The organism is Brenneria sp. L3-3C-1, assembly GCF_016456245.1.
Classification (GTDB): Bacteria; Pseudomonadota; Gammaproteobacteria; order Enterobacterales; family Enterobacteriaceae; genus Brenneria.
In genome coordinates, this window is sequence record NZ_JAEMHF010000001.1 from 589,690 (window position 1) to 602,631 (window position 12,942).

At 56.7% G+C, this 12,942-nt stretch carries 10 protein-coding genes; 4 read left to right on the top strand and 6 right to left on the bottom strand.

Annotation, left to right across the window (positions count from 1 at the left end):
* Window positions 1-3: 3 nt before the first annotated feature.
* The 6 genes from rsxD to JG725_RS02720 form a co-directional block, all read right to left on the bottom strand.
* A complete protein-coding gene (gene rsxD / locus JG725_RS02695) occupies window positions 4-1,059 on the bottom strand; it encodes an electron transport complex subunit RsxD (RefSeq protein ID WP_172287667.1) in 1,056 nt (351 codons plus the stop codon).
* Window positions 1,060-3,288 carry an electron transport complex subunit RsxC gene (gene rsxC, locus JG725_RS02700; RefSeq protein WP_199376452.1) on the bottom strand — a complete coding sequence of 743 codons (2,229 nt, stop codon included), beginning with the start codon at window positions 3,286-3,288 and terminating at the stop codon, window positions 1,060-1,062.
* Window positions 3,281-3,859, bottom strand: a complete 579-nt coding sequence (rsxB, locus tag JG725_RS02705; RefSeq protein ID WP_172287664.1) for an electron transport complex subunit RsxB — start codon at window positions 3,857-3,859, stop codon at window positions 3,281-3,283. Before rsxB ends, rsxC begins: the two co-directional genes overlap by 8 nt.
* Window positions 3,859-4,440 (bottom strand): electron transport complex subunit RsxA, encoded by a 582-nt coding sequence (gene rsxA / locus JG725_RS02710; RefSeq protein WP_199376453.1) that lies wholly within the window; start codon window positions 4,438-4,440, stop codon window positions 3,859-3,861. Before rsxA ends, rsxB begins: the two co-directional genes overlap by 1 nt.
* Window positions 4,441-4,643: 203 nt before the next feature.
* A complete protein-coding gene (gene araA / locus JG725_RS02715) occupies window positions 4,644-6,149 on the bottom strand; it encodes an L-arabinose isomerase (RefSeq protein ID WP_172287661.1) in 1,506 nt (501 codons plus the stop codon).
* A 42-nt stretch (window positions 6,150-6,191) separates the two neighbouring features.
* The gene (locus JG725_RS02720; RefSeq protein WP_199376455.1) at window positions 6,192-7,877 is read right to left on the bottom strand and encodes a ribulokinase; all 1,686 of its coding nucleotides are present in this window, start codon (window positions 7,875-7,877) and stop codon (window positions 6,192-6,194) included.
* Between the two features lie 376 nt (window positions 7,878-8,253).
* On the opposite strand from JG725_RS02720, the gene JG725_RS02725 reads away from it, so the two are divergent.
* The 4 genes from JG725_RS02725 (at window position 8,254) to araC (ending at window position 12,885) form a co-directional block, all read left to right on the top strand.
* Window positions 8,254-9,237: an arabinose ABC transporter substrate-binding protein gene (locus tag JG725_RS02725; RefSeq protein ID WP_172287658.1), complete on the top strand. Its 984-nt coding sequence runs from the start codon at window positions 8,254-8,256 to the stop codon at window positions 9,235-9,237.
* A 73-nt stretch (window positions 9,238-9,310) separates the two neighbouring features.
* The gene (araG, locus tag JG725_RS02730) at window positions 9,311-10,834 is read left to right on the top strand and encodes an L-arabinose ABC transporter ATP-binding protein AraG (RefSeq protein ID WP_199376457.1); all 1,524 of its coding nucleotides are present in this window, start codon (window positions 9,311-9,313) and stop codon (window positions 10,832-10,834) included.
* Between the two features lie 18 nt (window positions 10,835-10,852).
* Complete coding sequence (gene araH / locus JG725_RS02735; RefSeq protein WP_172287655.1) at window positions 10,853-11,857, top strand: L-arabinose ABC transporter permease AraH; 1,005 nt, start codon at window positions 10,853-10,855, stop codon at window positions 11,855-11,857.
* A gap of 92 nt (window positions 11,858-11,949) precedes the next feature.
* Complete coding sequence (araC, locus tag JG725_RS02740) at window positions 11,950-12,885, top strand: arabinose operon transcriptional regulator AraC (RefSeq protein ID WP_199376459.1); 936 nt, start codon at window positions 11,950-11,952, stop codon at window positions 12,883-12,885.
* Window positions 12,886-12,942 lie beyond the last annotated feature (57 nt).

A 12,942-nucleotide genomic window follows, 5' to 3' on the forward strand; every position in this document is an offset into this window, starting at 1 on the left:
TCCTTAGCGATGGTGGCCGTAAGCACGAGGCTTGGTGTAATAATCAATCAGCGGTACAGTAATATTTGCCAGCAAGACCGCAAAGGCAATCCCGTCAGGATAACCGCCATAGGTTCTGATTAGCCAGACCAACAGACCGATCAGCGCGCCGAAAATCAGACGGCCTTTGTTGGTGGTGGAGGCGGTGACCGGATCGGTGGCGATAAAAAATGCTCCCAGCATGGTGGCGCCTGAGAGTAAATGCAGCAGCGGCGGCGCGCATTTTCCCGGCGCCAGCAGCCAGCCCAACGTCGCACACAAGGTCAAGGCCAGCAGAAAGCTGACGGGAATATGCCAGCGAATCGTTCCCCGTTGCAGCAGGAACAGGCCGCCAATCAGGAAACCGATATTCACCCACTGCCAGCCAACGCCGGCAAGCGCGCCGGAAAATAATGGCTGTTGCAGGATCTGTTGCGGCGGCTGGCCTGAGCGTAACGCCGTTTTAAACGTATCCAGCGGCGTCGCCTGACTGACGCCGTCAACCGTTTGCATCAGCTGTTGCACCGACTGGCCTGACGGCGTATGGCCGGTAAAAATGGTCAGTAGCGTATCGTAAAAACCGATGGGGAAACTCTGAAGCGGCACGGGAGGCAGCCAGCTTGTCATCTGCACCGGAAATGAAATCAACAACACCACATAGCCAATCATCGCCGGGTTGAACGGATTTTGACCCAGCCCGCCATAGAGTTGCTTGGCAATCACAATGGCAAAGGCGGTTCCCATGACCACCATCCACCAGGGCGCCAGCGGCGGCAGACTGATGCCGAGCAGAATGGCGGTGAGCAAAGCGGAATTGTCGACCAGCGTGGCGCGAACAGGGAATTTTCTAAGTGACAATGTCACTGATTCCGCGGCGAGAGCAGTAACCGCCGCCAGCAATACCTGAATCAGGTTGCCATAGCCAAAGAAATAATACTGAGCCAACATGCCAGGAATACAGGCAATGCTCACCAGCAACATAATACGCTGAGTGCGCTGCTGATTATGTGTAAATGGTGAACTCGCAATCTTAAAAGCCATTTATTCCTCTTGATGCTTCGATAAAGCTTGTGCGGCCTTGCGGGCTTTCACCCGGGCAATGGCCGCGGCGACGGCGGCTTTACGCGGGTCAACCGCCGCGTCGGGTTCGGCGTCGGCGATGTGCGGCGCAGGGGGCGGCGGAGTTTCACCGTTGGTCTCGGCCTGCTGCGCAGCCTTGCGGGCTTTCACCCGGGCAATGGCCGCGGCGACGGCGGCTTTACGCGGGTCAACCACCGTATCGGATTCGGCGTCGGCGATGTGCGGCGTAGGGAGCGGTGGAGTTTCACCGTTGCTCTCGGCCTGCTGCGCAGCCTTGCGAGCTTTCACCCGGGCAATGGCCGCGGCGACGGCGGCTTTGCGCGGATCAACCGCCGCGTCGGGTTCGGCGTCGGTGGTATGCGGCGCAGGGGGCGGTGGAGCTTCACCGTTCGTCTCGGCCTGCTGCGCAGCCTTGCGGGCCTTCACCCGGGCGATAGCCTCGGCGACGGCGGCTTTACGCGGATCAACCGTGGCGGCCGCGGGCGTTTCAGCGGATGGCGTTTGCTGGGCGCGCGCCTGCGCCTTACGTGCGGCGCGGGCGGCCATCACCGCGCTGTTGTCCGGTTGTTGCCCCGGCACAATCTCAATTACCGCTTGCGCGGCAGCGGATTTCGCCGTTGCTTGCTTGTTGCGAACGCGTTCCAGCGCTGCCTGTACGGTTTGCTTGTCGCTGCTTGTCACGCCGGCGGCGGCTTGTTTATGCCGCTGCTCCCGCGCCAGTTTTTCACGTTTGAGACGCGCCTGTTTGGCTTCAAAACGCGCTTTGGCCTGCGCCGCGCGCCGTGTCTCTTCATCTACCGCCCGGATTTCCGCCTTTTCCTGCCGGTAATACTGCACCAGCGGAATGTTGCTGGGGCATACGTAGGCGCAGGCGCCGCATTCGATGCAGTCAAACAGATGATGGTCGCGCGCTTTTTCATGTTCCTGCCCGCGGCTGAACCAATACAACTGCTGCGGCAATAATCCGGCGGGGCAGGCGTCGGCGCATTGACTGCAACGGATACAGGATTGCTCTTCGGCGGCAGGCGCTATCTCTGAATGTGACGGGGCAAGAATACAGTTACTGATTTTGACGATAGGAACATCCAGCGAGGGCAGCGTGAAGCCCATCAACGGCCCACCCATCACCACCATGGGTTGTTGATTAACCTCGAACCCGGCGTGTTGCAGTAAATGGCGAACCGGAGTACCTAATCTGGCCCAGACGTTTCCCGGTTGACGCAATGCCTCGCCGGTCAGCGTTACCACCCGTTCGGTCAGGGGTTCGCCGTCGATAATGGCGCGCTTGATTGCGAAGGCGGTGCCGACATTTTGCATCAGTACGCCAATGGCGGCGGAATGTTTGCCAAAGGGCACTTCTTTGCCGGTCAAAATCTTGGTGAGCTGTTTGGCGCCGCCGGAAGGATATTTGGTCGGAATAACGCGTAAATGGATATCGGTACGCGCGTTCAAGGCCTGTCGTAGCGCCGCAATGGCTTCCGGTTTATTATCCTCGATGCCGATCAGCATACGCTGCGGCTGCAACAGATGAGCCAGAATATCGATGCCTTGTACAATTTCATCCGCGTGTTCCTGCATCAATCGATCATCGGCGGTGATATAGGGTTCACACTCGGCGGCATTGATAATCAGCGTTTCAATCCCGCGCATGCCGCCCTGTAATTTAGCGGCGGTAGGAAAGCCCGCGCCGCCTAACCCGGCAATCCCCGCCTGATGCAAACGGCTGAGCAGGGTCGCTACGGGTTGGGTGCGATAATCGCTGAGGGGATGGCGTTCACACCAGCGATCCTCGCCGTCGGGGGTGATGATCACACTGAGTTCAGGCAAGGCGGAAGGGTGCGCCGTCATATGTTGGCGAATGGCGCTGACGGTGCCGGAGGTCGGGGCATGGACGGGTAACGTCCGGCCTTTACCCAGCGTCAGCGGTTGACCGCGCAGGAGCTTATCGCCGATTTTTATGCACAGTTCGCCTTCCGGCCCGAGATGTTGTTTAAGCGGGATGATAAATTGTTCCGGCAGCGGTACGGCGCGTAATGGAACCCGACTGGACTGCGTTTTCATTTCCGGCGGATGAATGCCGCCGTTAAAATCCCAAATCCGGTCTTCTATTGTAACGGGCTTCCTGCCCGTTTCCCTGCGGGCCGTCGCACGCTCCAGGCGATTTTTTAAGGTGGAAAACAGCTTAAGCATGGTGTTCTACTTGAATAACGCGCACCGGAATCGTATTGAGATCCCATTTCCAGTTTGCGGGCGTCGGGGCGACGGGCCGCAATTCAATACAGTCAGTGGGGCAAGGGGAGACGCACAGGTCGCAGCCGGTGCATAACTCACTGACGACGGTGTGTACGGCTTTGGTGCTGCCGATAATGGCGTCTACCGGGCAGGCCTGAATGCATTTCGTGCAGCCGATACAGTTGCTTTCATCAATCCAGGCCACTTTGCGCTCTGGATTCCGCGCCGCGCTGTCCCCATCGAGCGGCTGCGGATCGATATTCAGCTTCTCGGCCAGCTTGAGCATCATCGCTTCGCCGCCGGGCACGCACTTGTTGATGCTTTCGCCATTCAGGGAAACCGCTTCGGCATAGGGCCGGCAGCCGGGGTAGCCGCACTGGCCGCACTGGCTTTGCGGCAGCATGGCTTCAACCTGTTCAACGACCGGATCGCTCTCCACCTGGAAACGGCGCGAGGCATAGCCCAGGATCAATCCGAAAAAGAGTGCCAGCGAGCTGAGAGCCGCAATGGCGATCCAGATAGCCGTCATCAGAACTTCACCAGACCGGTAAAGCCCATGAAAGCCAGCGACATCAGGCCGGCGGTAATGAGGGCGATCGATGAGCCGCGGAAAGGCGCGGGAACGTCAGACACGGCGAGACGTTCGCGAATGGCGGCAAACAGCACCATAACAACAGAAAAACCGGCCGCCCCGCCAAACCCGTAGATCGTTGACTGAAGAAAGCCATGCGACATGTTGACATTGAGCAATACAACCCCCAGCACGGCGCAGTTGGTGGTGATCAGCGGCAGAAAAATCCCCAGCAGGCGATAAAGCTCCGGACTGGTTTTACGCACCACCAGCTCGGAAAACTGAACGACCACCGCCAATACCAGAATGAACGCCATCGTCCGCAAGTAAACGATATTGAGTGGAACCAGGATAAATTCGTTGATTATCCATGAGAACATGGAGCCTAGCGTCATCACGAATGTCGTGGCCAGGCCCATGCCGATGGCCGTCTCCAATCGCTTGGAAACGCCCATAAACGGACACAGCCCCAGGAATTTCACTAAAACGAAATTATTCACCAGAAGGGCGCTAACAAACAGCAGTGCGTATTCGGTCATTACTATGCCTAAAAAACAAAACCCGCGTATTATCGGGTATTGTCAGGCTTTCGACAACACATCTAAAGTAGGGATATAGGCGAAAACCTGAATAGGTGTCGATATCGTAGCCAGGATGAAAGAAACGCAAAGGTTAGCAGATGGCGATAATAAAGGGTATGGGCCGGCGTTCGCCGGCCTATGCCAATAATGCTATTTGCGCCTTAGCGGCTACAAAGCTTGTAGTACACTTCGTTCCAGCGCAGCGCATCCTTGAAATCAGCAAGTCGGGTATCGTTGTCGATCACCAGTAACTCAATGTTCTGCATTTCAGCGTACAGCCGCATATAATCCACGTCCAGCGCCTGACTGAATACCGTGTGATGCGCGCCTCCGGCTAACATCCAGGCTTCGGCCGCCACCTCCAGCGACGGCCGGGCTTGCCAGATGGCGCGGGCGACGGGCAGTTTGGGCAAGGGACGGGGCTGCTCGATGGTATCCACCATGTTGACCAGCATTCTGAAGCGATCGCCCATATCGATAACGCTGGCATTCAGGGCGAGTCCGGCCGGGGCGGAGAAAATCAGACGGGCGGGGTCCGCTTTGCCGCCAATCCCCAGATGCTGCGCGTCCAGAACGGGTTGCTGTTCTTTGGCGATGCTGGGACAGACTTCCAGCATATGTGAACCGACCACCAGATTATTTCCGTGCTGGAAATTGTAGGTGTAGTCCTCCATAAACGAGGTGCCGCCCGGCAATCCGCCGGCCATCACTTTCATGATGCGCAGCAGGGCGGCGGTCTTCCAGTCGCCTTCGCCGGCAAAGCCGTAGCCGCGTTGCATCAGACGCTGTACCGCCAGCCCCGGCAACTGCTTCAGTCCGTATAGGTTTTCAAAATCGGTGGTGAAGGCCTTATAGCCGCCTTGCTCCAGAAAACGCCGCATACCCAGCTCGATTTGTGCGGCGTCCAGCAGGTTTTGGCGATTGGGGCCGTGCAACTTTACGGCGTCGGTCAACTGATAGCTGGCTTCATACTCTTCCACCAGCGCATCAATATCCGCTTTGGAAACGGCATCGACCACCTCGGTTAAATCACCCAGCCCCCAGGCGCTGACGGAATAGCCGAACTGGATCTGTGCGCCGACCTTATCGCCCTCCGTGACCGCCACTTCACGCATATTGTCGCCAAAGCGCGCCAGTTTCAGCTGTTTGCTTTCCTGAATGGCGGCGGCCACCCGCATCCATTTGGCGATGCGCCGGTGCGCGTTTTTATCCTGCCAATGACCGACCACAACCTGATGCGCCTGACGCATCCGGGCGCCGATAAACCCAAATTCCCGCCCGCCGTGCGCGGTCTGGTTTAGGTTCATAAAATCCATATCCATGGTGTCCCACGGAATTTCGGCGTTGAACTGCGTATGAAATTGCAGCAGCGGCTTGTTGAGAATCGTCAGTCCGCCGATCCACATTTTGGCGGGCGAGAAGGTATGCAGCCAGGCGATCAGGCCGATGCAGGTTGGCTGGTAGTTGGCGTCGCGGCACAGCGCGATGATTTCATCCGGTGTTTTCACCAGCGGTTTAAGCACCAGTTTTACCGGCAGACGGGCTTCCTGATTCAGACCGGCAACCACTTTTTCCGCATTTTCTTTTACCTGACGTAAGGTTTCCGGCCCATAAAGATGCTGGCTGCCAATAACGAACCAGACTTCATGTTGCTTAAAATGATCCATGCTGACTCCTGTTGCGGTATTCCCGTGGGGGGAAAATAGGTTCTACGCTTCGGCCCCGGACTGCGGGCCGTAAGCCGGTTCCGCTATGCGGCACCACTGTTGGTAACGTTGGTAAAGCTGCTGGTAGCGGGCAACACGCCGGCTATCCGGCATTAGTGTGCGTTCGATACCGCTGGACATATGGCGTTGCGCGGCAGGGATATCGGCATGAACGCCGGCGGCGACGGCGGCAAAGATGGCCGCGCCCAGGGCGCAGCATTGATCGGAGGCCACAATTTGCAACGGACGGTTCATCACATCGCTACAGACCTGCATGATGGCGGGCGATTTACGGGCGATGCCGCCCAGCGCCATAATGTTTTCAACCGCAATGCCCTGATCTTCAAAACATTCCATAATGGCGCGGGCGCCGAAGGCGGTGGCGGCGATAAACCCGCCGAACAGCGTTGGGGCGTCGGTTGCCAGATTCAGGTCGGCGATGACGCCTTTTAGCCGCTGATTGGCGAACGGAGTTCTGCGTCCGTTAAACCAATCGAGCACCACCGGCAGGCGATCCAGCGTCGGGTTTTCAGCCCAGGCCTGGGTCAGCCGCTCCAGCAGCCGGGTTTCGGTGTCCTGTAAGGGGATTTTGAGTTCGGGATGATCGCTGATCGCCTGCTGCAACGGCCAGTTCAGCAGGCGGCTAAACCAGGCATACATATCGCCAAAGGCGGATTGCCCGGCTTCCAGCCCGATATAGCCGGGCACCACGCTGCCATCAACCTGGCCGCAAATCCCCGTGATTGTCCGATCGGCGATGCGCGCGTCGTCGGCAATCAGAATGTCGCAGGTGGATGTTCCGATCACTTTGACCAGGGTATAGGGTTTGGCGCCGGCCCCCACGGCGCCGACGTGGCAGTCAAATGCGCCGCCGGCGATCGTCACGGTCGCCGGCAGGCCGAGGCGCCGCGCCCAGTCAGCGGTAAGAGTGCCGACCGGCCGATCGGCGGTCAAGGTGTCGGTAAACAGCGGGTATTGCAGGTTTTCGGTCAGGCGGGAATCGAGCGCCTGTAAAAAATCTTTTGACGGCAAGCCGCCCCAGTCCGGGTGCCAGAGCGATTTGTGGCCGGCGCTGCAACGGCCGCGTTTGATGCCGCCCGGCGTTGTGGCGCCGGACAGCAGGGCGGGCACCCAGTCACACAGTTCGATCCAGGAAACGGCGGCCTGGCGCACGGCGGCGTCCTGACGCGATAGGTGGAGAATTTTGGCCCAGAACCATTCCGAGGAGTAAACGCCGCCGATGTAGCGGGTGTAATCCGCAAACCGACCGCTGCGGCACAGGGCGTTGATCTCCTCCGCTTCCTCTATGGCGGTGTGATCTTTCCATAGTACGAACATGGCATTGGGGTTTTCGGCGAATTCGGGACGCAATGCCAGAACGTCGCCTTGCGCATCGATAGGGGCCGGGGTGGAGCCGGTTGAATCCACCCCGATGCCGATGATCTGTTGACGCTGTCCGGCCGTCAGGCGTTCCGCGACCGCACGAATCGCCTGTTCCAGTGATTCGATATAATCCAACGGATGATGGCGGAATTGGTTTTGCGCCGGCTGACAATACTTTCCTTCACGCCAGCGGGGATAAAAAACCACCTCTGTTGCTAATTCTTGTCCGGTTTGACAGTCAACGGCCAATGCGCGCACCGAATCACTGCCAAAGTCGAGGCCAATCGTAATCGCACCCGCATTCATTGCTCTGCTCCTGTTCATCCGCCGTTATTTATTGCTGGTTACGATAGAGGGGGGATGCCCGGCGGAGTGAGGAGCGGTTAGCTGGAAGTATGTATTTTTCTGCCGCCGATAGTCATTTTGTGATGTTCGTCAAAAGTTAATGACTGGTTAAATTTGCTAAATATATGCACAAACCTGTCGTTATTCCGCTATGTGATAACGCTCTATATTATTGATGAAAATAACCGCTAAAACATACAACGTCTGAATGCCGCTGAGTAAAGAATTTGCACTAAGTCCGTGTTTTTACTTTATCCAGACTGAAAATGCCTTACTGGAAACGATTACACACCCACGATCCTCTGAGGTGTAAAAAATCACTATACCGGAGAACATCATGCATAAATTCACTAAGGCGCTGGCGACGATTGGGCTGGCCGCCGTTATGTCACAATCGGCTATCGCCGAAACAATGAAGCTGGGGTTTTTGGTGAAACAACCCGAAGAACCCTGGTTTCAGACTGAATGGAAATTTGCTGATAAGGCAGGAAAAGATCTCGGTTTCGACGTTATCAAAATTGCCGTTCCGGACGGCGAAAAAACCCTTAACGCGATTGATAGCCTGGCGGCCAGCGGGGCGAAAGGTTTCGTTATCTGCACTCCCGATCCGAAATTGGGGCCGGCCATTGTCGCCAAAGCGCGCGGCTACGATTTGAAAGTCATCGCCGTCGACGATCAGTTCGTCAACGCCAAAGGGGAACCGATGGATACCGTGCCGCTGGTGATGATGGCCGCCACCAAAATCGGCGAGCGACAGGGGCAGGAGCTGTGGAAGGAAATGAATAAACGCGGCTGGAAAGTCGATGAAACGGCGGTGATGGCGATTACCGCCAATGAACTGGATACCGCCCGCCGCCGGACTTCCGGCTCGATGGATGCCTTGAAAGCCGCCGGTTTCCCGGAAAAACAAATCTATCAGGTGCCGACCAAATCCAATGATATTCCCGGCGCATTCGACGCCGCCAACTCCATGCTGGTGCAACATTCGCAAGTGAAAAACTGGCTGATTGTCGGCATGAACGATAACACCGTGCTGGGCGGCGTGCGGGCTACCGAAGGGCAAGGGTTCAAAGCGGAGAACGTGATTGGCATCGGCATTAACGGCGTGGATGCGGTGAGTGAACTGTCAAAAGGACAGAGCACGGGCTTTTATGGTTCGCTGTTGCCGAGTCCCGATATCCACGGCTATAAAAGTATCCAGATGCTGAATGAGTGGGTCGCCAACGGGGTTGAACCGCAAAAATTTACCGAAGTTACCGATGTCGTGCTGATCACCCGCGACAACTTCAAAGTCGAACTGGAGAAAAAAGGCCTGTTGTAAGCCCTTTTTTGCGGCAAGACATGGATGTCTTCGCCGTTTCTGCCACAACGGTTTTAACCATGAGGACACGGAAATGACGGCACGGTCACCCTATTTGTCGTTTCATGGCATTGGAAAAGAATTTCCCGGCGTCAAGGCGCTGGCGGACATCAGCTTTTCCTGCCAGGCAGGTCAGATCCATGCATTGATGGGAGAAAACGGGGCGGGTAAATCCACGCTGCTGAAAATCCTGAGCGGCAACTATTTGCCTTCCGCCGGAGAAATCCATATTCAGGGGCGGCCCGTGCGGTTCAACAATACGATGGATGCGCTGAATGCCGGCGTGGCGATTATTTATCAGGAGTTGCATCTGGTGCCGGAAATGACGGTGGCGGAGAATATTTATCTCGGTCAGTTGCCGCACAAGTACGGCCTGGTGAATTATTCGCTGCTGCGTTACGAAACCAAACTGCAACTTGAACATCTGGGGGTGGATATCGACCCCGATACCCCGCTTAAGTACCTGTCTATCGGTCAATGGCAAATGGTGGAGATTGCCAAGGCGCTGGCCCGCAACGCGAAAATTATTGCTTTTGATGAGCCGACCAGTTCGCTATCCGCGCGTGAAATCGAACAACTGTTCCGGGTGATCGCCGAATTACGCCGCGAAGGGCGGGTTATTTTGTACGTTTCACACCGTATGGAGGAAATTTTCGCTCTCGCCGACGCCATCACGGTGTTTAAAGACGGCCGCTATGTGCGTACGTTCGATGATATGCAACAGGTCAACCATGAATCGCTGGTGCTGGCGATGGTGGGAAGAAATCTGGGGGATATCTATGGCTATGCGCCACGTCCGCACGGCGAGGAGCGGCTGACGTTGAGGGAGGTTAAGGCGCCGGGGGTGAAGTCGGCCATTTCGCTGCATGTGCGTCAAGGGGAGATTGTCGGGCTGTTCGGACTGGTGGGCGCCGGGCGCAGCGAACTGATGAAAGGGCTGTTTGGCGCGACCCGCATCAGCGGTGGGCAGGTGCTGCTGGACGGCAAGCCGCTGGTGGTGAATTCGCCGATTGATGCCATCCGTCAGGGCGTGATGCTGTGCCCGGAAGACCGCAAGGCGGAGGGCATCATTGCCGTTCACTCGGTGCGCGACAACATTAATATCAGCGCCCGCCGCAAGAGTCTGAAAGCCGGTTTTATCATCAACACCCCGTGGGAAAAAGATAATGCCGCCCGCCGCATTCAGGCGCTGAACATTAAAACCCCGAGCGCGGAACAATTGATGATGAATCTTTCCGGCGGTAATCAGCAGAAGGCGATTCTCGGCCGCTGGCTATCGGAAGAGATGAAAGTCATCCTGCTGGATGAGCCAACGCGCGGGATTGATGTCGGCGCCAAACATGAAATTTACCACGTCATTTATGAACTGGCGAAACAAGGCATTGCCGTTCTGTTCGCCTCCAGCGATCTGCCGGAGGTGCTCGGACTGGCGGACCGAATTATTGTGATGCGCGAGGGCGAGGTATCCGGCGAACTTCTGCATGACGAGGCCACTGAGCAAAAAGCGCTGAGTCTGGCGATGTTACGAACCCCTGATATCGAATCTGCGGTTGCCTGACCGTAAAGGAGCAAAACCATGCCAATAAGTAAAACAGATTCAACGGTAACCGCTGCGGCTTCCGAGAAGAAAAGAGTCGGGGCCGGCATGTCCCGCATTTGGGATAACTACGGCATGCTGGTGGTTTTTGCCGTGCTGTTTCTGGGATGCGCGATTTTTGTGCCCAACTTCGCCAGTTTTATCAATATGAAAGGACTGGGACTGGCGATATCCATGTCGGGTATGGTGGCCTGCGGCATGTTGTTCTGCCTGGCGTCCGGGGATTTCGACCTGTCCGTCGCGTCCATTATCGCCTGCGCCGGCGTGACCACGGCGGTGGTGATCAACCTCAGCGAAAGCCTGTGGATCGGCGTCGGCGCCGGATTATTGCTGGGCGTGGCATTCGGTCTGCTTAACGGCTTTATCATTGCGCGTCTTAAGATCAACGCGCTGATCACCACGCTGGCGACGATGCAGATTGCGCGCGGGCTGGCTTACATCATCTCTGATGGTAAGGCGGTGGGGATTGAAGACGAACGCTTCTTTGAACTGGGTTATGCCAACTGGCTGGGACTGCCGGCGCCGATCTGGATTACCCTGGGGTGCATGGTGTTGTTCGGGCTGCTGCTGAATAAAACCACCTTCGGGCGCAATACGCTGGCGATCGGCGGCAATGAAGAGGCCGCGCGGCTGGCGGGAGTGCCTGTCGTTCGCACGAAAATCATCATCTTTGCGCTTTCCGGGCTGGTATCCGCCGCGGCGGGCATCATTCTGGCCTCACGCATGACCAGCGGCCAGCCGATGACCTCCATTGGCTATGAGCTGATCGTGATCTCCGCCTGTGTGCTGGGCGGGGTGTCTTTGAAGGGCGGCATCGGAAAAATTTCCTATGTGATCGCCGGGGTGCTGATTCTGGGCACCGTGGAAAATGCGATGAACCTATTGAATATTTCGCCGTTTTCCCAATATGTGGTGCGCGGTTTGATTCTGCTGGCGGCGGTGATCTTCGACCGTTACAAACAGATGGCGAAAAAGACCGCATAGGCTTGATGACCGTTATGTCCCTATCGGCGCGGCGCGGATAAGGGACAAGGAAGAAAAATTTCGTATTTTACTCTGCGCATTCCGGAGGTTTGATGTATCACCGCGTGGCAGATGAATCCCAGTCCAATCCGTTGCTGCCGGGCTATGCGTTTAACGCCTATCTGGTCGCCGGGTTGACGCCGATCCTGGCGAACGGCCCGCTCGATTTCTTTATCGATCGCCCTGACGGCATGAAAGGCTACATTATTAATCTCACGATAAAAGGGCGAGGGCAGGTTTTTGACGGTAAGAATGCCTTTTATTGCAATCCGGGGGAGCTACTGCTGTTTCCCCCAAAATCGGCGCATTTTTACGGACGCTCGCCCGACAGCGATTGCTGGTATCACCGCTGGGTGTATTTCCGCCCTCGGGCCTATTGGGCCGACTGGCTGGAGTGGCATAGTCGGCACTGCGACGTCGGGCGCCTGAGCCTGCCGAATAATCAATTGTTGCTGGAGTTCGATCGGCTGTTTGCCGATATTGAACAAACGCAGCGCTCCGGGCGGCGATTCTCGGAAGAGCTGGGCATGAATTTACTTGAACGCCTACTATTGAGGGCCATGGAAGAAGATCCGCTGAGTCCGCAAAAAATTATGGATCCGCGGGTGATTGAGGCCTGTCAGTTTATTACCGCCAACCTTGCCGGCGAGCTACGGATTGATGAGGTCGCCCGGCACGTCTGCCTGTCGCCGTCGCGGCTGGCCCATCTGTTCCGTGAACAGGTTGGCATCAATATTCTGCGCTGGCGTGAAGACCAGCGGGTGATCCGCGCCAAATTACTGTTGCAGACCACACAGGAATCCATCGCCAATATCGGCCGGGTCGTCGGGTATGACGATCAACTTTATTTTTCACGCGTGTTCCGTAAACGCGTCGGCGTCAGCCCCAGCGATTTCCGGCGTCGCAGCAGTGAAATCAATTATCCTGCGGTTAAAACGCCAGACTCGCCGATGTGGGGAGCCAGGGCCGCAAAAGTTATCGGCGCCTGAGCGGCGGCTAAATAAGATGACTTAATCCGGTAAATAGGCGATTTTTCCAATGCTATA